This window comes from Streptomyces sp. H51, from assembly GCF_035656535.1.
Lineage (GTDB): Bacteria > Actinomycetota > Actinomycetes > Streptomycetales > Streptomycetaceae > Streptomyces.
The window spans coordinates 559,474-577,142 of the sequence record NZ_JAYMHD010000011.1; the positions used below are offsets into that span (position 1 = coordinate 559,474).

Genomic DNA, 17,669 nt, shown 5'->3' on the forward strand with positions numbered 1-17,669 from the left:
CGAAGCGGGGCGACGGCGAAACCGGCCGTACGAGTCGGCGGCGGTGGGCGGGCACCACCGAGCCCATGGGGTGCCGGGTGCGGCCGGGGTGGACGTCACGCCCGGCACCACCGGCGGCGGGCCTGCGCGGCCCTCCCCCGCGCCCCGCGCCGTCCGGAGGTCACACCTCCATGGGCGCCCTGTACGTCGCCGCCTCCTCGTGGTCGGCACGCGGCAGGGCGAGGGCGAGGTAGGGATTGGTCGTGGCCCGGTCCTTGAGCCCGAGCACCGCGGTCGCCGACTTCAGGGTCATGGCGTAGGTGTCCACGGCCCGCCGGACGTTCGGGGCGTCGAGGGCGTCGCCGGTGACCAGGCGGTCCAGGTCCACGTAGGCCGAGCGGACGGTCTCGATCCAGCGGTACACCCGCCAGTCGTCGCGCCAGCCCTTCGTGCAGTCCTCCGGCAGCAGCCGGGACCAGCGGGCGAGGAGGCGCTCCCGGATGTCCGGGAGTGTCGGCGTGAGGTGGATGTGCCGGACCAGGTCGTAGAGGGGGTCACCCACTATGGCCATTTCCCAGTCGATCAGGGTGAGTCCCGTACCGTCCGCCTGGCGGATCAGGTTCCAGGGGTTGAGGTCGCCGTGCAGCAGGACGGCCCTGCGCGGAGTCGGCAGGTGCCGGTCGAGGATCTCCCCGAGGCGGACGATGTTCCCGGGCAGTCCCAGCTCCCTGGCGAGCGCCAGCGTCTCCTTGGGCAGTTCGGCCACCATGCGCAGCAGCTCTCCGCGCAGCCCCTGGTAGAAGTCCTGGCCCAGCGTCTCCGGGCCCAGCTCGTAGCAGTCGACCGAGGTCAGCGCGCGCAGCTGGTCGACCAGGTCGTCCGCCTCGTGCGGCCGCAGGCCGTCCACCGGGTGGTCCGGCGGGCGGATCTCGCCCCGCGGGCCCTCGAAGGTGTGGATGGTGAACTGGTCCCGATGGCGGTGACTCGTGCCCAGGGCCAGCACGCGCGGGGCGTTCACCCGCACTCCGGACTTCTCGATCGCCCGGAGCACGGCATGCTCGTTGAGGAAGCGCCGCTCGCGCGGATGGGCGGTGCCCGCCTTCCGCCGCACCATGACCGGGAACGGAATGCCCCGCACCCGCACCGCGGTGCTGAGGTGCGCGGTCCCCTTGAACACATGGTTCGCCGGCGCGGCACCCTCCTCGAAAAGCGCCTCCCTGACCGCCCAGGCAGGGAACCTGTGGCTCTCCGGGACCCGTGGATCGCGCCAGCAGGGGATGGCCATCGCACCCCTGTCCCGGCTGTGCCGCTTGCCGTGCGAGGTGTTCCAGCGCACCAGGATCCCCTCGATCGCCTTCTCGTCCGGCACGCTCTTCAGGCGCAGCGGCTCGGCCGCCGCCTTCAGCGCGTGGTGCACCGCGTGCGTCGCGGCGTCCAGGTCCCGTTGGTCGAACTTGTCGCCCAGCGAGGTCACCGCACGCATCACGTCGGGATAGACGGACTGCGCGTGTTCGAAGGCCACGTAGTGGCGCAGATCCCGCCGGGCGCCGTTGACCGCCTTGAGCCGCCGCCGTCCCATGGCCTCGACCCAGGCGTCGACGACCTCCTGCCGCTGCTCGCGCGGGTACCGCATCCGCACGATGTGGGTGGCCAGGTCGTGCACCGGGTCACCGTAGGTGGCCAGCTCCCAGTCCACGCAGATCAGGGGTGGGTCGCCGTCGTACGAGAAGATGACGTTGTCGCGGTGCAGGTCGGTGTGGAGCAGGCTGAACGGGCGGCTGATCAGCGCCGGGACGCGTTCGGCGAAGCGCGCCATGGCGTCCTCCCTGATCCCGAGCATGGCGAACAGTCCGCCGAACTCGGCCCAATTGGGCTGACTGACCTGCTCCTCGGTGGCCTGCGCCAGCGCCCGCAGGAAGGCCCGGCTGTCCCGGCTGGTGCGGGGCCAGGACTGCGGCAGCGGTGGCAGATCCTTTCTGCGCACCTGTGTCATGTCCGCCAGCAGGCCGGCGAGGGCGGCGACCAGATGCGGTTCCACCGGCTTGCCGTTGCGGCAGATGGCGGACAGCGGCACGCCCCGCACATAGCTGAGGACGGTCACGTCCCCCCGCTTGACCAGGCACTGCGGAACGTGCGGGAGCACGCCGCGCACCGCGCCGAGGATCTCCGCCTCGTCCTGCCAGGTCCTGATCACCACGGGCAGCGCCGTCCGGATCCGCCGCCGCACGGTCACCCGGTCGTGTCCCGCCAGGGCGGGGAACAGGGCCACGACGTCCCCGGGGGGCCGCACCACGTGGTTGAGGTTGTGGTGGCCCCGGCTGGCCTCGCCCTGCTCCGTGGCGTGCGACACGAGGCGATCGAACGCCGCGTCACGCACCGATGCGGACGTCCTGGGTGGACCGCCCAAAGGTCACTCCTGAATAGCTCTACGACGCCACCGATGTCCCTGCGTCGCGACGGGGTGCGCACACTGTAGTGCCCCGCGAGCCGGGAGGACGGCCAACCACGTCGACGTGGGGCGCCTGATGAGGCGGTGAGACCGGACACCGGCGCGACCCCGGCCCCGGTGCCGCGGCCCCGGGGCCGCGGCACCGGGGCCGCGGACACCGGCGGCTCACAGCGGGGTGGCGAGCCGCTCCCAGCAGGAGTCGAACCAGGTCTGCATGCTCTCCATGAAGACGGACCCGGTGGAGTTGGGGTCGCCCTCGTCGTTCACGTGCCGGGTCAGCGTCGAGCCGAGGCCCAGGACGTCCAGGGCGTCGATCTCGGTCCCGTCGTCGAGCAGGATGGGGCGCTCGACCACCTCGTAGGGCCCGAACAGCGCCTCCGCGCCCCGGCGCAGGTACAGCTTGAAGGCGGGGACCAGCGGGACCTGCCGGACCTGCACGTCCACGGACGGCACCACGCCCTCCGTCTCCAGGTCCCGCAGCGCCGAGCGCAACGAGGTCGTGTGCCGCCGGGTGATGCCGCGCAGCCGATCCTGGATGCGCTCCTGAAGGGCGGCCGGCTGCTCCGCCGCGGTCCCCTCCTCGGCCGGGGGCATCGCTCGCGGATACGGCAGTTCCAGCGTCTCGGAAGGCAGCAGCATCCGCAGTTCGACGCGTTCGGGGGTGGCGATCTCCCCGGTGCGGATGCGCTCGGCCTGCAGCCGGACGTGCGCGTCCAGGCTCTCGGACGTCAGGGTGAAGACGTCCAGCCGGACCACCGGCTGGACGAAGGCCCGGGCGACGAACGGCCCGAGCGCCGCACGCAGCCGGGGCGCCGCCTGCGGCTCCCGGCCGGAGTGTATGGGGCTCTTGACGACCCGTGAGCCGCTGCCCTGGCGGGATTCGATCCAGCCTTCGCTCTTCAGCTCCCGCAGCACGCGCTGCACGGTGTCGCGCGAGATGCCGAACTCCTCGGCCAGCTCCCGCTGCGTCGGCAGGAGGCCGCCCAGGGGGTAGGTGCCGTCGGCGATACGAGCCCGCAGGTCCTCCAGAAGGGAGCTGGAGCCCTTCCCGCCACCGTCGCCACGCTCTGTGCTCACACCGCGACCGTACCTCTTCGAGCGGTGGGGCAAACCGCTTTCGGTCACATTGGCGGCAGGATTGGACGGTTGGGCGGGCGGGACGCGAAAGGCCGTTAAGGGATCAAGCAGTCAGGGCACATCCAATTCAAAGCAACCAGTCCAATTGGAACGGTTGTTGATCGGTTGTCAGAGAAGTGAAGACGAGTGAAAGGGGTGGGGTCCCGTGGTCTTCCTCCAACTGGTGGGCACCGTCATGGCACTGGGCGCCGAACAGCTGCTGACGTCCCGGTTCGGGCCGCTCGGAGTGCTGTGCCTGTTCCTGCTGGGCGCCGGCTTCCGTGCGCGCGACACCGCCTGCCTGTCGGCCGGCGCCGTGGTCCTCGTACTCCTGATGACTCAGGCCTAGGACAGGCCCTGACCGCGCAGCGCTCGCAGTACGGGCTCCAGGGACGCCACCACGGTGCGGGCGCCCGCGTCCCTCAGCTGCCGCTCCTTGTACGGGTTGCGCGCGTAGCCGAGGAACGGCACTCCCGCCCGCTCGGCGGCCAGGAAGTCGGTGGGGGCGTCGCCGATCATGAGGGCGGTGGAGGGGGCGGCGCCCATGGCGTTCAGCGCCCGGTTGAGGCAGTGCGGGTGGGGCTTGAGGAGGTCGAGCTCGCCGGTGCGTCCGTAGACGTGCGGGGCGAAGCAGTCGGCCAGGCCGCGGACGGAGAGGTACTCCGTCACCGTGCGGGGCGAGTTGTTGCTGGCGACCGCCAGCCTGCCGCCCACGGCGGTCCAGGTGCGTATCAGCGGGTCCGCGTACGGGGTCGGCATGGCGGAGGCGACCGCCTTGAGCTCCTGCTGGGTGAGCCGTTCCTCCAGCTCGGTCACCAGGTCGCTGCGCGGATGCCTCCGGTTGACGGCGTACAGGACGACCATCGGGTCGGGGTGGACCCGCTCCTCCTCCGTCAGCAGCTCTCTCAGCCCCTGCAGCTCCAGCCAGTCCACCAGTTCCTTGGCAACGCTCTCCGCCGTGTGCCCCGCGAAGAGACGGCAGATGGGGCCGTCGAAGTCGAACAGGACGAAGCGGGCCTCGGTGATCAGCTCACGCAGGTTCTCTGTCTCTGCCGTCACCGGTTCAGTCTGCGCCGTATCGGAAGTCACTAGGAGAGTGTCAGGTCCGTCGTGATGGTTTCCCAGAGGGCGTCGAACCACTTCTGGGACTGCTCGACGAACGCCGCGTCCCGCCGGCCGGCACGCTGCTCGAAGGAGAACAGCAGCGACTTGCCGCCCAGGGCGTCGTACATCTCCAGGGTGCCGCTGTCCCACTCCTCCTCGCGCCGGGTGATCATGTAGTACGCGATCAGCGCCTCGGTGCCGTTGAGCAGGTACAGCTTCACCGGCGGGGTGAAGGGCAGCGCGCGGAAGGTCACGTGCACGTCGATGCCGTGCGAGGAGCGCAGTGCCCACAGATTGTGCCGCAGGACCTGCACCTGGGCGTTGCGCTGGGCGAGCCAGCGCTGGTGCACGGCGTCGTCCTCGCCGCGGCCGCCCACCGGCACCGGGAAGGCGAGGTCGATCTTGCGGCTGGGCAGCAGGATGCGCACGTCGATCGACTCGGGGCGGATCCGGCCCTCGTGGATCAGCCGGACCGGCTCGCTCAGGGCGAGCATGAGGGTCTCCGCCGTGAGGCAGGCGGCGTCCACGCGGACCCGCGGGGCCGAGAACGCCTCGGCGAGGCGCGGGGCCAGGCCCACCATCGTGGGCTGGGGCTCGCTCCGGTCGGGCGCCGGCTCCGCGATCCTCGGCGGGCTGCCCTTGCTGACGTTGCTGAGCAGGCCGTCCTCCTGGAGTGCCCGGAGGGCCTGGCGCACGGTGCCCCGCTCCACGCCGAACTCGACCGCGAGCTCGGCCTGGGTGGGCAGGCGGTCCCCCGCCTTCAGGTCACCGCTGCGGATCCGGTCCCGGAGGATGCCGGCGATCTCCTGCGGGGAGAGCTTCCTGTCGCCGTTCACTGCCACGTTCTCCGCCACGTTCTCCTGAGTCACGACCAAACGGTACAACTTAGTTCCATCTACGGGGAGTTGTTTGAAAGTTGTTTATGACTGGCTGCCAAGTGGGGACAACATAGGCAGAGTTGGTCACCAACTTGGCTGAGTTGGCGGAGGGTTTGCCTCCCGTTGCTTCCCCGTCCGTCCGACTTCATCCGCCTCGCACCCCCATGCCCGTCCTGCCCACGCCTGAAGGGGGAACCACCATGCCTGCCCTCGCCCTGCTGTCGGCGGTCCTCGTCGTCGGCTTCGAGCAGCTCGTCACCTGGAAGTACGGCGCCGTCGGCGTCATCGGCCTGCTCCTGCTCACCACGGGGATCAAGGCGAAGAACCCGACCGTCAGCTCCGTCGGGGCGGTACTGCTCGCCCTGCTGGTCGCGGGCCCCGCCCTGTGAGGGGAGACCCGGTCCGGCCGTCCGTGGGAGGCGTCAGCCCGTGAGCAGCAGCTCCGAGCTGATCGTCTCCCACAGTGCGTTGAACCACAGGTGCGACTGCTCCACGAACGTGGTGTCGCGCAGGCCGGTGCCCTGTTCGAAGGCGAACAGCATCGACTGGGTGCCCTCGGCGTCGTACATCTCCAGGTGCTCCTGGTCGATCTCCGCCTCGCGCCGGGTGAGCGTGTAGTACGCGAACAGGGCCTCGGTGCCGTTGAGCAGGTACAGCTTCACCGGCGGGGTGAAGGGCAACGCGCGGAAGGCGACCCGCACGTCGATGCCGTGCGTGGAGCGCAGGGCCAGCAGGTTGTGCTTGAGCACCTGCCCCTGGGCGTTGCGCTGGGCCAGCCAGCGGCGCTGGAGCCGGCCGTCGGCGGAGGGGTCCACCGGGGTCGGGAAGGCCAGGTCGATGTCGCGGCTGGGCAGCAGCACCCGGACGTCGACCTTGGCCGGTTTCAGCTGTCCGGCGTGGATCCGGCGCAGCGGCTCGCCGATGGCGAGGGTGAGGGACACCGAGGTCAGGCAGAGGGCGTCGATCTCGACGTGCGGGGCGGCGAAGGCGGCCGCGATCCGCGGGGCCAGGGCGACCGTGGTGGGCATCGGCAGGGCCGCCGGGCCGGTCAGGGCACCGGTGAGGCCCGGATCGGGGGCGACGGTGGCCGGAGCGCCCTTGGAGACGTTGGTCAGCAGGTGCTCCGACTGAAGGATGCGCAGGGCCTGGCGCACGGCGCCGCGTTCGACGCCGAACTCGTCGGCGAGTTTCGCCTGCGTGGGCATGCGCTGACCGGCGCGGAGCCGGCCCGAGCGGATGCGGGCACGCAGCTCGTCGGCCACTTCACGGTGTGTCTTCTGTGGCCGCTGTGACCTTTCCCGCCCATTGACGGAGGCGTGTTTCGGGTCCACACCAGAACACTACAACTTCCCGCCATCTTGCGGCAGTTCATGCGAAGGTGGTTATGAGACGCTTCCAAGCGGAGATAACTGAAGACAAGTTGGTCGCCAACTTGGGCAACATGGTCAGGCTTCAGGATGGTTGGCCAAAGGTTCCGGGACGCCGCGTCACGGGGATCACGCCCCGTCCCGACGACACCGGCCGCGCCGCACCGGCTCGGCCGCCACGGATCCGGTTGACCGCGTTCCCTTCCGGAGGGGAGCCGGGAGCTCGGTCGGCCCGCACGAACGGCACCGTCACAACCGAACACCGACAACCGAACAGCAGCACCCGCACAGCCACAACCGAACAGCACAGTCACAACCGAACAGCACGGCCACAACCGAACAGCACGGCCACAACAGCACGCTACGGATGAGTCCACCGTCCCCGGCGGAAGGAGTGTCAGAACATGTCCGGGCACCACGGTCGCCTGGACGTACGCAGCAGGGCGTCGGCCACCAGGGCGGCGCCCGCTCGTTCTTCCCGGACCCGGCCCAGCGCCGCCAGCCGCACCGCCGACTCGTCGCCCAGCCACAGGGTCGCCAGCTCCGCGACGTCCAGCGTCAGTTCGGCACGGTCACGGGTGGGCGTGCAGGACGCGCCCGCCGTGGACGCCTCCAGCCGGTAGCGGCCGCCGGTGAGGCCGGCCCGGTCGGTCACCTCGAGCACCAGCGAGCCGGTCCCCTCGTACGTCCGCGACCGGAGCGCGCGTTCGACGTCCAGGATGCGCACCCACAGCCAGTCCGCCTGCGTGGTGATGCGGGCGGCCCTCGGGTCGGGCAGCAGGAGGGGGAGCAGGTCGTCGGGGGCCCGAGAGCCGCTCTTGACCTGGGTGACCCAGTCGATCGAGCAGACGTGGTGCCACAGGGCACGCTCGGCGGCCGGGGTCGACGCGATCAGGGACCGCACGCTCGCCGTGTTCAGCGGCTGCTTGGTGTCACCCCACCGGTTGTCCACCTCGTACGCCATGAGGCCCTCGACCGTGCCGTCGGCCGCGCGGTGGACCGCCCAGAACGGCTCCGTCCACTTCGGGTCGACGCGCACGGCGCCCGTGTTGTTCTGCCACCACCAGTCGCTGCGGTTGATGGCGCCCGGCGTGGCGCGGCGCACCCGCTCGTGCAGCTCGGGGCCGATCTTGCGCACCTCGTCGCCGTCCACCAGGTCGACCCGGCCGCCGTCCGCGCAGACGGGCCCGCGGGCGTCGAAGCCGGCGCGCGGGACGTCGATCGTCCACTCGGTCTCGTGGCTGGCGGGGCCGAAGCCGAAGCGGCCGTAGATCGAGTACTCGGCGGCGATCAGCGTGGCGACCACGTCGCCGCGCTCCTTGGCTGCCGCGAGGTCGCGGGTCATCATCCGGGTGAGCAGGCCGCGGCGGCGGTGGGTGGCGGTGACGGTGACGGCGGAGACCGCGTCGGCCCGCACCGGGGCGCCGCCGACCGCCGTGACCTCCTGCGCGAAGGACCGGAAGGTCGCCACGCAGCGGTCTCCGTCGAAGGCGCCCAGGTAACGGCCGGGCTCGAACTGGGTGGCCCGTGCCGTCAGCTCGTCCTCGGAGACGGTCGGCCCCAGCAGGAACCCGGTCCGCAGGGCACGCAGCCACTCGGGATACTCGGCCTCGGTGACGGGGCGCACGTCGATGTCGGCAGCTCGGCTCATGGCAGCACGGTAGGCGCAGGGCGGCGGGGGTGTCGCGCGGATTTCGCCCGCCCGCCCGCTCTCGAGCGGGTCCCCGCGCACGCCCCTGAGCGCCGGCCGGCCCGCTTGCGCGCCCACACGCGGCCACGAGCCTCGCCGCCCTCACGTCAGCAGGTCGTCCACCTGCGCCTCCCCCTCGCGGTACCGGCGCGCGATCTCGCCGCCGCAGTCGTCCGCGGTGCGCTGCAGCCCCTGCCGTCGCCGGGAGACCTGCTGCTCGTAGCGCTCCAGCCGCCGCATCGCGGTCTGCAGTTCCAGGTCCGTGCGGGCGCCCAGGTCCGACAGCTCCACCTCGGCGAGCATGTCGGCGGCCAGCCGCCGGTACTCCTCGCCGTGCGGCGTGCCCAGCGTCACGTGGCGGGCCGAGGAACGGTGCCGGGCGGGACCGTCGGTGAGGATCTCGGACAGCCGCTCGACGACGGAGCCCGCGCCCGCGGGGGACCGGCGGGCCAGCTCCGCCCGCAGGATGTCGACCCGGCCCTGCAACAGCCGCCGTACGTAGCTGAGGTCGGCCTCGTCGCGCTGCGCGTCCCGGCGCAGGGCGCGCAGCTCGGGCAGGCTCAGCACGGTCAGGTCGTGCTCCGGCGCGGCGGCGGGCAGAAACGGGCCCGGACTGTCGGTGCGCTGCGCGGGCGGCCGGAGCGTGCCCGGGCCCGTCGCGCCGGTCAGCGCGACGGGCCCGGACGGCTGCCCGGTACTCGAAGTTCTCATGTGCCTCTACCGTCCCCTCGACCGGCGTGTGGGAGCATCGTGCCACCCCAAGTGGCCGCTATGTGACCGAGTGCCCCCGATCGGCCCCACATGGGGGGGGTTGAGGTCATGAACAGGCCCCCGGGGAAGCTTTCCGGACCCACCCGGAAGCCCGGTGCGGGCCGCTCACGGCCGCACGGCATCATGGGGCGCATGCGTGCAGTGGTGCAGAGGGTGGACGGCGCGAGCGTCGTCGTGGACGGCGAGACCGTCGGGGAGATCACCGGCGAGGGACTGTGCGTCCTGGTCGGCGTGACGCACGAGGACACCGAGGAGAAGGCGGCCCAGCTCGCCCGCAAGCTGTGGTCGATCCGGATGCTGCACGACGAGAAGTCGTGCAGCGACATCGCCGCCCCGCTGCTGGTGATCAGCCAGTTCACCCTGTACGGCGACGCCCGCAAGGGCCGCCGCCCCACCTGGAACGCGGCCGCCCCCGGCGACGTCGCCGAACCGCTGGTCGACGAGGTGGTCGCCCAGCTGCGCGCGCTGGGCGCCACGGTGGCCACGGGCCGCTTCGGCGCGCGGATGCGGGTGTCCCTGACGAACGACGGCCCGTTCACCGTCCTGCTGGACATCTGAGGGCCCTCGGACCGCCGAGGCCCCGGGACCGCCGAGGACCCTCGAACCGTCGAGAACCCTGGGACAGCCGAGGACCCTCGAACCGGACGCGGGACCGGTCTACGGCTCCACGACCGCTTCCTGGGCGGCCGCCGTGTCCCCCGCCACCAGCCGGGCGTCCAGCGGGACGTTCCGCTTGACCAGGGCCAGGGCGACCGGGCCCAGCTCGTGGTGGCGGGCGGACGTCGTCACGAAGCCGATCCTGCGGCCGTCGGGGCCCTCGTCCGCGAGCCGGATCTCGGTACCGTGCGGCGGCAGGTGGACCTCGCTGCCGTCCAGGTGCAGGAAGACCAGGCGGCGCGGGGGCTTTCCGAGGTTCTGCACGCGGGCGACCGTCTCCTGGCCGCGGTAGCAGCCCTTCTGCAGGTGCACCGCGGTGCCGATCCAGCCCAGCTCGTGCGGGATCGTACGGTGGTCGGTCTCGAAGCCGAGGCGCGGGCGGTGCTGCTCCACGCGCAGCGCCTCGTGGGCGAGTATCCCGGCCGGCGGCCCGGCCTGCGCGGCGTAGGACTCCAGGTCCGCGCGGGGCAGGAACAGGTCACGGCCGTACGGCGTCTCGCGCACCACGACGCCCTCGGGCACCTCGGCGATCGAGCCGGCCGGCAGGTGGACGACCGCGAAGTCGTCCGTGCGGTCGGCGACCTCGACCCGGTAGAAGAACTTCATCGAGTCCAGGTACCCGATCAGCGCCTCCTGGGTGCCGGGCTCGACGTGGGCCCAGACCGTCGCGCCGTCGTCCACGAGGTAGAGCGCGTGCTCGATGTGGCCGTGCGCGGACAGGATCAGCGCCTCGGTGGCCCGGCCGGCCGGCAGCTCGCTGACGTGCTGGGTGAGCAGCAGGTGCAGCCAGCTCAGCCGGTCCTCGCCGGAGACGGTGACGACGCCGCGGTGGGAGAGGTCGACGAAGCCGGTGCCGTCGGCGAGGGCGCGCTGCTCGCGGAACAGGTCGCCGTAGTGGGCGGCGACGCCTTCGTCCACACCCTCGGCGGGGACGGCGCCGGGCAGGGACAGCAGGGGGCTTTTCATGGACACAAGCCTACGACTTGGCAGTTGACCCCTTGAGGGAGCAGTCCTTGCAACGGCCGAAGATCGCGAAGTGCTTCATGTCCGTCTCGAAGCCGAACTCCCGCCGGAGCTTCGCGGTGAACTCGGCCGCCACCTGGACGTCCGCCTCGATGACGTTCTGGCAGTCGCGGCAGACCAGGTGGATGTGGTGGTGGCGGTCGGCGAGGTGGTAGGTGGGCGCCCCGTGCCCGAGGTGGGCGTGCGAGACCAGCCCCAGCTCCTCCAGCAGCTCCAGGGTGCGGTAGACGGTGGAAATGTTGACCCCCGACGCCGTCTTCCTCACTTCCATGAGGATGTCGTCGGGGGTCGCGTGCTCCAGGGTGTCCACTGCTTCGAGGACAAGCTGGCGCTGCGGCGTCAGCCGGTAGCCGCGCTGCCTCAGGTCGCTCTTCCAGTCGGTGCTCACCACACCGGAAAGTCTAGGACTACTTGAAGAAAGCGATCCCGTCGTCGGGCAGGTCGTCGGGCAGGGCCTTGGCCCAGCGCTCGACCTCCTCGGGGGTGACGACCTTCTTCAGGTGCGCCGACATGTAGGGGCGCAGCTCGACGTCGGGCGTCTGCTTCTCGCCGACCCACATCAGGTCGCTCTTGACGTAGCCGTACAGGCGCTTGCCGCCGCTGTACGGGCGGGAGGCCGCCGTGCGCGCCACGGCGTCCGTGACCAGGTCGATCTGCGGCTTCTTGGCGGCCAGCTCGCCGTACCAGATCTCGATGACGCCGTCGTCGCGGGTCATCGTGACCTCGACCTTGCGGCCGGCGTCGACCCGCCAGAAGCCGGACTCGGACTCCAGGGGACGCACCTTGTTCCCGTCGTTGTCCAGCACCCAGGTGCGGGAGCGGTACTCCAGGAAGTCCCTGCCGTCATGCGTGAAGGTGACCTCCTGCCCGAAGTTGCACTTCTCCGAGCCGGGGAAGTCGTGCACGCCCGCGCCGGCCCAGTTGCCGAGCAGGAAGGCGAGGGGTACGAGGTCCTTGTGGAGGTCGGACGGGATCTCGATCATGAGGAGAGGTTCCTAGACGTGGGTCAGCGCTGGCCCTGGTACAGCTTCTTCACGGTCAGCCCGGCGAAGGCGAGGACGCCGACGCAGACCAGGATCAGCAGGGCTTCGAAGAATGCCTCAAGCACGAGGTGCTCCTTGGGACGAGCCAGGGTGGCGGTACAGACGGACCGGAGCCCAGCTTACGCGGCCGGGCCCCGGCTTCCGCCGTGAGGTACGCCGTTGCGGAGTTCAGCCGAGCAGCTGGCTCTGCAGGGTGACCGTCTGCTGGAACGGCACCGCCTTCGCGCCGCCCTTCCTGGACTGCACGATCACCGCGAGGACGTCCCCGGCGGACAGGTAGGCCTGCCGGACCTGCTCGGCGCCGTAGGGCGCCTGCTCGACGTAGGACCTGCGCTCGACGCCGTCCACCTGGGCCGCCCCCGGGAAGTCCTCGTCGAAGGCGGACGCGTCCGCTCCGCGCACCCGGAAGGCGGGGGCGCCGGTGGGAGCCACGCCGTCGTCGAGCAGGTCGTCCACGACGGCCGCGGTGCCGAAGTGCAGCAGGTAGATGCGGGTGCTGGTGCCGTCCGGGGTGGTCCAGCCGCGGGCCGCGACGTGCCGCAGGGCATGGTCGACGAGCTTCCCGCGCAGCGCGTCGCGGTCGTCCTTCTCCGCGTACTCCGCGAGGAAGTCGCCGGTCGCCAGCCAGCCGTCCTTCCCGCGCAGCTTCGGGTCCTCGGCCGCCCCCTTCGGCGCGGGCAGCACGAGGGCGCGCAGGTCGGCGTAGTGGGCGCCGGCCTTGTTCGACGGGGCGAGCGGTCCCGGGCTGCCGGACGGCAGCGGCGGCCTGGTCAGCGTCGGGTAGTCCCAGCGCCCGTCGGACGCGGTCGCCAGACCCGGTACGTCCGTCCGGTCCATCGCCGTGATCCCGTACGCCGTCCCCGCCCCGGCCACCGCGAACACGGCGACGGCGGCGGTCCAGCGCAGAACTGCCCGCAGCACGCGGCGGTCCCTGCGGGGCGCGGGCGGCACGGGGGGCGCGGGCGGCGGGGCGAGGGGCGGCTGCGGCTCGGGCCGCTGGGCCTGCTCGGTGGCGTCCGGCTGCTCGGGCACGTCCGCCTGTTCCGTCGGTTCCGTCTGCTCGGTCATACGGCCTTCCCCGGCTCGGCGATGCGGTCCAGCTGTTCCTTCAGCAGCCTCGCCACCCCGCGGGCCTGCAGGGGTCTGGCGCCGTCGGCGCTGAGGGTGACCAGGACGTCTCCCTGGTAGGCGGAGCAGTACATGGTGTCGAGCTTCTCGTCCTTGGCCGCGGGCGGCAGGAAGCAGCGGGCGTTCTTGTGGCCCTCGACGTGCGGGCCGTCGCGGAAGACGCCGAGGGCGTCGAGGAGCCCGTTCTGGAACTCCGCGACGTCGCGCAGGGCTGCCCTGTTGTCCATCCGCACGAGCTGGATGCTCACGGTGGACGCCCGGTTGGTGTAGACGGAGGAACTCTCGTCGGTGCTGACGTAGCTGCGCATCGCCATGCCCTGGATGCGCTGCTTGTCGATCCGCCGCTCCAGTTCCCGGCGCTGCGAGCGCGGCAGTCCGCTCAGCCACTCCTTGCGCAGGGCCGTCGCCCGGGCGCCGCCGAGCTGCGTCTCGGAGCCGAACTCGCCGATGTCGGGGCCGCGGCTCCAGCCGTCCGCGCCGTAGGGCACGAGCATCCCGGCGAGTCCCTCGGCGTCCGCCGTCTCGGTGTCCGCGGGCTTCGTCTTCGGGAACTTCCACACGGCGGCGCCCGCGTCCCGGTCGGCGTTCTCGACGGTGACGACGGTGTACCCGACGCCGGCGACGACGGCCGCGGCCAGCAGGACGGCCCCGGCGACGACGGCGATCCGGCCGCGCCGACGGGCCTTCCCGGCCAGCGGGCCGGACAGCACGGCGCCCTCGGCCGGCGCGGGCTCGGCCGGGGCGGGCTCGGCCGGGGCGGAAGCAGGCCCGGTGTCCCCGGCCCGGGCGCCCTCGGCCGGCGGGGAAGCAAGCCCGGTGTCTCCGGCCCGGGCGGGCTCGGCCGGGGCGGGCTCGGCCGGGGCGGGCTCGGCCGACGCGGAAGCAAGCCCGATGTCCCCGGCCCGGGCGCCCTCGGCCGGCGGGGAAGCAAGCCCGATGTCCCCGGCCCGGGCGGGCTCGGCCGGGCCCGGCTCGGCGTCCGGCCGGTACTGGTTGTCGCTCACAGCCGCTCCATCTGCCGCTCGGCCAGGTCCAGGATCTTCGCCTTCGGAATGGGCCGGGTGTCGTAGATCCAGATCTCCATGGCGACGTCACCGCGGACGGCGTGCGCCTCCGCCACGTACAGCGACACGGAGCCCACCCGGGTCCGCGGCCGGGTGTGGGAGTACGCCATGCCGCTGCCCGTGCCGGGCACCGGCCGACTGCTGTCGACGTCGTCCTTGTTCTCCGCCCAGAACTGGTGGTCCTCGACGGAGTCGAAGGCCGCGGGGTTCTCCTCCTGCCGGAACTGGACCAGCCGGATCTCGACGGCCTGGTAGCCGCTGCGCCAGCCGGTGACGGCGGCGCGGCGGAACTCGTCACCGATGAGCTTGCCGAACTCGGCGGCCGGCTGCTGGAATTCCTCGGCGTAGTCGGCCGCGTCCAGCCAGCCGTCGGACCGGGCCGACCACGCGGAGTCCTTGGCGCCGCGCGGCTTCTTCAGCAGCAGCTTCCGCAGGTCGCCCTCGGTCTTCAGACGGCGGTCCAGCGAGGCCGGCAACGGCTCGGGGCCGGGGCCCCCGGCCCGCGCGAGCTCCGGCTGCGACAGGGACGGCAGCGCGGTGGGCTCGCGGTCGGCCTGGATCAGGTAGCCGGCGCAGGCACCGGCGACGACACCGAGCAACGCGGCGCCGGCGATCAGCAGGGCCGTACGGCGGCCACGGCGGCGGAGCCGGGGCGCACCCGGGTCCGCGTCGCCCGGCACGACGGGCGTGCCGCTCACGACCGGAGCGACCGGCGCGTCGTGCCCCTCTTCGGGTACTTCCAAGACGTCCCCCACATAAAAACGTGAAGCGCACATGCCACATGCGCGCGTGCTCACAGGAGACTCCTGACCCGCTGCTGGAGTTGTGGGGGCGTTGATTACGATTCGGCCATGGCGAAGAAACTCGTGATCAAGGTGACGGCGGGGGCCGACGCCCCCGAACGCTGCTCGCAGGCGTTCACGGTGGCGGCGGTGGCCGTGGCCAGCGGCGTCGACGTCTCCCTGTGGCTGACCGGCGAGTCGGCGTGGTTCGCCCTGCCCGGCCGGGCCGCCGAGTTCGAGCTGCCGCACGCCGCCCCGCTGCCCGACCTGCTCGACTCCCTGCTGGCCGGCGGCAAGGTCACGCTGTGCACGCAGTGCGCGGCCCGCCGGGACATCTCGGAGCAGGACGTCATCGAGGGCGTGCGCATCGCGGGCGCCCAGGTCTTCGTGCAGGAGGCCCTGGCGGACGAGACGCAGGCGCTCGTCTACTGAGAAGCCGGGACGCCGGGGCCCCGGCCGTCACCGCGGGCGCTTCTTGCCGTCCAGTTCGTCCCACCACTCGTCCGACGTGGGGTCGCCGGACGGCTCGTCCCACCAGCGGTCCTCGGGGCCGCGGCGGTTGGCGACCATCGCGGCGGCCGGGGGGATGACCATCGCCACCACGCACATCGCCACGGCCGCCGGGACGGACCAGATCCGGACGACGCCCCAGGCCAGGACGAACAGCGCGATGCAGACGCCCATCATCACGAAGTAGACGTGCCGTCGGCGCGCGTACATGAGTCCAGGGTAGGTCCGGACCCGGATCCGGACACGCCGAAGGGCCGCACCCAGGCGTCCAACCCGAGGGGTGCGGCCCCAGCTTCGGCGCGCGGTGTCAGACCGCGATCGCGACCTCGGCGAGGCCGCCCTGCTGGGCGACGACCGTGCGGTCGGCGGTGCCACCGGGCACCAGGGCACGGACGGTCCAGGTGCCCTCGGCCGCGTAGAAGCGGAACTGTCCGGTGGCGGAGGTGGGAACCTCCGCGGTGAACTCGCCGGTCGAGTCGAGCAGGCGGACGTAGCCCGTCACGGGCTCGCCGTCACGGGTCACCTGGCCCTGGATGGTGGTCTCACCGGGCTTGATCGTCGAGGCGTCCGGGCCGCCGGCCTTCGCTCCACACATGTGCTTCTCCAGAGGTCTTGAAAGGGGGGCGGTTGAAAGAGGGCGGTCCTACTTGGCGGCGCCGAGCTCGATCGGCACGCCGACGAGGGAGCCGTACTCGGTCCAGGAGCCGTCGTAGTTCTTGACGTTCTGGACGCCGAGCAGCTCGTGCAGGACGAACCAGGTCAGGGCCGAGCGCTCGCCGATGCGGCAGTAGGCGATCGTGTCCTTGGCGAGGTCCACGTTCTCGTCGGTGTAGAGGGCCTTCAGCTCCTCGTCCGACTTGAACGTGCCGTCGTCGTTGGCGTTCTTCGACCACGGGATGTTGCGGGCGCTCGGGACGTGGCCCGGGCGCTGCGACTGCTCCTGCGGCAGGTGGGCCGGGGCGAGCAGCTTGCCGGAGAACTCGTCGGGCGAACGCACGTCGACCAGGTTCTGCGTGCCGATCGCGGCCACGACGTCGTCGCGGAACGCGCGGATGGAGCTGTCCTGCGGCTTGGCCTTGTACTCGGTCTTCGCGCGCTCGGGCACCTCGGTGCCGTCGACCAGCTCGCGGGCGTCCAGCTCCCACTTCTTGCGGCCGCCGTCGAGGAGCTTGACGCTCTCGTGGCCGTACAGCTTGAAGTACCAGTAGGCGTACGAGGCGAACCAGTTGTTGTTGCCGCCGTAGAGGACGACCGTGTGGTCGTTGGCGATGCCCTTCTCCGACAGGAGCTTCTCGAAGCCCTCCTGGTCGACGAAGTCACGGCGGACCGGGTCCTGGAGGTCCTCGGTCCAGTCGATGCGGATCGCGTTCTTGATGTGGTTCTTCTCGTAGGCGGACGTGTCCTCGTCGACCTCGACGATGGCGATCGTCGGGTCGTCCAGGTGGTCCTGCAGCCAGTCGGCGTCTACCAGGACGTCGCTGCGGCTCATGTGTCTCCTCCGGGGCAGTTACGGCGGGGCGTGCGAGTGCCGGTGCAATTACGTGCGATGACGTACGTGCGATGACGAGTGCGAGGGGTGCGCGCGCCCGCTTCGAGGCGACGGCGACGCACGGATGCCCTGGTCACAGGGCGGGGGAAGGCGGAGGTCTGCGCTCTCCGCTCAGAAGGTGCGACAGAGCATGGCGGCGACGCGGCACAGGTCTACTGCCCGCCGCTTCGTGAGATCCGCCTGTCGCTTCATGGTGCCGATCGTAGGGACGGACGGCGGGAGATGTCACCGGCGTGTCGCATGGTGAGACGGGATCGTCCGGGATGCGAGATGGCCATGTGGCCGGACCGGCGCCGGACCGGCCGCCGTGCGGCCTTCGGCCCGGTGCGTCCGCCGTCCCGGCCGGGCCGCGGACGACGGCGTCTCGCCCTTCGGACGGCGCGGGTCCGCATCGGCTCTCGTCCGGGCGCGGCGAGGGCTCCGCGTCACGGGCCCACGAGGCCCAACGAGGCCCAACGAGGCCCAACGAGGCCCAACGAGGCCCCTAGGGTCTGTCGTCAAATGATCTTTGGTCGGGGATCATGGTCGGGTGATACGTCGCCATGAACTGTCGGATGCC

21 protein-coding genes are annotated in these 17,669 nt (G+C 71.7%); 4 read left to right on the forward strand and 17 right to left on the reverse strand.

What is annotated here, in order from left to right; translation table 11 throughout:
• Window positions 1-160: 160 nt before the first annotated feature.
• Entirely contained in the window at window positions 161-2,329 is a 2,169-nt protein-coding gene (locus VKA29_RS03005; RefSeq protein ID WP_324783539.1) for a phosphotransferase, read from the reverse strand.
• Window positions 2,330-2,593: 264 nt separating this feature from the next.
• A complete protein-coding gene (locus VKA29_RS03010) occupies window positions 2,594-3,505 on the reverse strand; it encodes a GntR family transcriptional regulator (protein WP_324783540.1) in 912 nt (303 codons plus the stop codon).
• A gap of 205 nt (window positions 3,506-3,710) precedes the next feature.
• Between VKA29_RS03010 and VKA29_RS03015 the strand changes: the two genes are divergently transcribed.
• A complete protein-coding gene (locus VKA29_RS03015; protein WP_324783541.1) occupies window positions 3,711-3,893 on the forward strand; it encodes a hypothetical protein in 183 nt (60 codons plus the stop codon).
• Here the strand turns inward: VKA29_RS03015 and VKA29_RS03020 are convergent.
• Window positions 3,890-4,633, reverse strand: coding sequence for an HAD family hydrolase (locus VKA29_RS03020; RefSeq protein WP_324783542.1), 744 nt, complete (start codon window positions 4,631-4,633; stop codon window positions 3,890-3,892). The two genes, VKA29_RS03015 and VKA29_RS03020, sit on opposite strands and share 4 nt — an antisense overlap.
• Window positions 4,633-5,523, reverse strand: a complete 891-nt coding sequence (locus VKA29_RS03025; RefSeq protein ID WP_324783543.1) for a winged helix-turn-helix domain-containing protein — start codon at window positions 5,521-5,523, stop codon at window positions 4,633-4,635. The genes VKA29_RS03020 and VKA29_RS03025 overlap by 1 nt, the downstream gene beginning before the upstream one ends.
• 203 nt (window positions 5,524-5,726) lie before the next feature.
• Between VKA29_RS03025 and VKA29_RS03030 the strand changes: the two genes are divergently transcribed.
• Window positions 5,727-5,915, forward strand: a complete 189-nt coding sequence (locus VKA29_RS03030) for a hypothetical protein (protein ID WP_324783544.1) — start codon at window positions 5,727-5,729, stop codon at window positions 5,913-5,915.
• A 33-nt stretch (window positions 5,916-5,948) separates the two neighbouring features.
• Here the strand turns inward: VKA29_RS03030 and VKA29_RS03035 are convergent, their stop codons facing one another.
• From VKA29_RS03035 to VKA29_RS03045, 3 genes are all read right to left on the reverse strand, one after another.
• Entirely contained in the window at window positions 5,949-6,857 is a 909-nt protein-coding gene (locus VKA29_RS03035; RefSeq protein WP_324783545.1) for a winged helix-turn-helix domain-containing protein, read from the reverse strand.
• Between the two features lie 433 nt (window positions 6,858-7,290).
• Window positions 7,291-8,544, reverse strand: coding sequence for a GNAT family N-acetyltransferase (locus VKA29_RS03040; RefSeq protein ID WP_324783546.1), 1,254 nt, complete (start codon window positions 8,542-8,544; stop codon window positions 7,291-7,293).
• Window positions 8,545-8,685: 141 nt separating this feature from the next.
• Window positions 8,686-9,294 (reverse strand): aerial mycelium formation protein, encoded by a 609-nt coding sequence (locus VKA29_RS03045; RefSeq protein ID WP_324783547.1) that lies wholly within the window; start codon window positions 9,292-9,294, stop codon window positions 8,686-8,688.
• A gap of 192 nt (window positions 9,295-9,486) precedes the next feature.
• Here VKA29_RS03045 and dtd point away from each other — a divergent pair, with 192 nt between their 5' ends.
• On the forward strand, window positions 9,487-9,912 hold the full coding sequence (dtd, locus tag VKA29_RS03050; protein ID WP_324783548.1) for a D-aminoacyl-tRNA deacylase: 426 nt from the start codon (window positions 9,487-9,489) through the stop codon (window positions 9,910-9,912).
• A gap of 99 nt (window positions 9,913-10,011) precedes the next feature.
• On the opposite strand, the gene VKA29_RS03055 is transcribed toward dtd, so the two are convergent.
• The 6 genes from VKA29_RS03055 to VKA29_RS03080 form a co-directional block, all read right to left on the reverse strand.
• The gene (locus tag VKA29_RS03055) at window positions 10,012-10,977 is read right to left on the reverse strand and encodes a folate-binding protein (protein WP_324783549.1); all 966 of its coding nucleotides are present in this window, start codon (window positions 10,975-10,977) and stop codon (window positions 10,012-10,014) included.
• Between the two features lie 10 nt (window positions 10,978-10,987).
• Entirely contained in the window at window positions 10,988-11,425 is a 438-nt protein-coding gene (locus VKA29_RS03060) for a Fur family transcriptional regulator (RefSeq protein WP_324783550.1), read from the reverse strand.
• Window positions 11,426-11,441: 16 nt separating this feature from the next.
• Window positions 11,442-12,017, reverse strand: coding sequence for an FABP family protein (locus VKA29_RS03065; protein WP_324783551.1), 576 nt, complete (start codon window positions 12,015-12,017; stop codon window positions 11,442-11,444).
• A gap of 228 nt (window positions 12,018-12,245) precedes the next feature.
• A complete protein-coding gene (locus tag VKA29_RS03070; RefSeq protein WP_324783552.1) occupies window positions 12,246-13,145 on the reverse strand; it encodes a hypothetical protein in 900 nt (299 codons plus the stop codon).
• Entirely contained in the window at window positions 13,142-14,209 is a 1,068-nt protein-coding gene (locus VKA29_RS03075; protein ID WP_324783553.1) for a hypothetical protein, read from the reverse strand. Before VKA29_RS03075 ends, VKA29_RS03070 begins: the two co-directional genes overlap by 4 nt.
• Window positions 14,206-14,967: a hypothetical protein gene (locus VKA29_RS03080; RefSeq protein WP_324783554.1), complete on the reverse strand. Its 762-nt coding sequence runs from the start codon at window positions 14,965-14,967 to the stop codon at window positions 14,206-14,208. Before VKA29_RS03080 ends, VKA29_RS03075 begins: the two co-directional genes overlap by 4 nt.
• 153 nt (window positions 14,968-15,120) lie before the next feature.
• Between VKA29_RS03080 and VKA29_RS03085 the strand changes: the two genes are divergently transcribed.
• Entirely contained in the window at window positions 15,121-15,483 is a 363-nt protein-coding gene (locus VKA29_RS03085) for a DsrE family protein (protein WP_324783555.1), read from the forward strand.
• 27 nt (window positions 15,484-15,510) lie between these two features.
• Here VKA29_RS03085 and VKA29_RS03090 read toward each other — a convergent pair whose 3' ends face one another.
• From VKA29_RS03090 to VKA29_RS36890, 4 genes are all read right to left on the reverse strand, one after another.
• Window positions 15,511-15,771 carry a DUF3099 domain-containing protein gene (locus VKA29_RS03090; protein ID WP_324783556.1) on the reverse strand — a complete coding sequence of 87 codons (261 nt, stop codon included), beginning with the start codon at window positions 15,769-15,771 and terminating at the stop codon, window positions 15,511-15,513.
• Between the two features lie 97 nt (window positions 15,772-15,868).
• Window positions 15,869-16,156, reverse strand: a complete 288-nt coding sequence (locus VKA29_RS03095) for a DUF1416 domain-containing protein (protein ID WP_004986406.1) — start codon at window positions 16,154-16,156, stop codon at window positions 15,869-15,871.
• A 48-nt stretch (window positions 16,157-16,204) separates the two neighbouring features.
• Window positions 16,205-17,050: a sulfurtransferase gene (locus VKA29_RS03100; protein ID WP_324783557.1), complete on the reverse strand. Its 846-nt coding sequence runs from the start codon at window positions 17,048-17,050 to the stop codon at window positions 16,205-16,207.
• Between the two features lie 171 nt (window positions 17,051-17,221).
• Window positions 17,222-17,302, reverse strand: coding sequence for a putative leader peptide (locus VKA29_RS36890; protein ID WP_350310325.1), 81 nt, complete (start codon window positions 17,300-17,302; stop codon window positions 17,222-17,224).
• Between the last annotated feature and the right edge of the window lie 367 nt (window positions 17,303-17,669).

Excerpts from the sequence above, each read along its gene's own strand:
- VKA29_RS03090 (WP_324783556.1), bottom strand. The coding sequence starts at position 15,771 with ATGTACGCGCGCCGACGGCACGTCTACTTCGTGATGATGGGCGTCTGC.
- VKA29_RS03040 (WP_324783546.1), bottom strand. The coding sequence starts at position 8,544 with ATGAGCCGAGCTGCCGACATCGACGTGCGCCCCGTCACCGAGGCCGAG.
- dtd (WP_324783548.1), top strand. The coding sequence starts at position 9,487 with ATGCGTGCAGTGGTGCAGAGGGTGGACGGCGCGAGCGTCGTCGTGGAC.
- VKA29_RS03030 (WP_324783544.1), top strand. The coding sequence starts at position 5,727 with ATGCCTGCCCTCGCCCTGCTGTCGGCGGTCCTCGTCGTCGGCTTCGAG.
- VKA29_RS36890 (WP_350310325.1), bottom strand. The coding sequence starts at position 17,302 with ATGAAGCGACAGGCGGATCTCACGAAGCGGCGGGCAGTAGACCTGTGC.
- VKA29_RS03065 (WP_324783551.1), bottom strand. The coding sequence starts at position 12,017 with ATGATCGAGATCCCGTCCGACCTCCACAAGGACCTCGTACCCCTCGCC.
- VKA29_RS03085 (WP_324783555.1), top strand. The coding sequence starts at position 15,121 with ATGGCGAAGAAACTCGTGATCAAGGTGACGGCGGGGGCCGACGCCCCC.
- VKA29_RS03055 (WP_324783549.1), bottom strand. The coding sequence starts at position 10,977 with ATGAAAAGCCCCCTGCTGTCCCTGCCCGGCGCCGTCCCCGCCGAGGGT.
- VKA29_RS03100 (WP_324783557.1), bottom strand. The coding sequence starts at position 17,050 with ATGAGCCGCAGCGACGTCCTGGTAGACGCCGACTGGCTGCAGGACCAC.
- VKA29_RS03095 (WP_004986406.1), bottom strand. The coding sequence starts at position 16,156 with ATGTGTGGAGCGAAGGCCGGCGGCCCGGACGCCTCGACGATCAAGCCC.
- VKA29_RS03070 (WP_324783552.1), bottom strand. The coding sequence starts at position 13,145 with ATGACCGAGCAGACGGAACCGACGGAACAGGCGGACGTGCCCGAGCAG.
- VKA29_RS03045 (WP_324783547.1), bottom strand. The coding sequence starts at position 9,294 with ATGAGAACTTCGAGTACCGGGCAGCCGTCCGGGCCCGTCGCGCTGACC.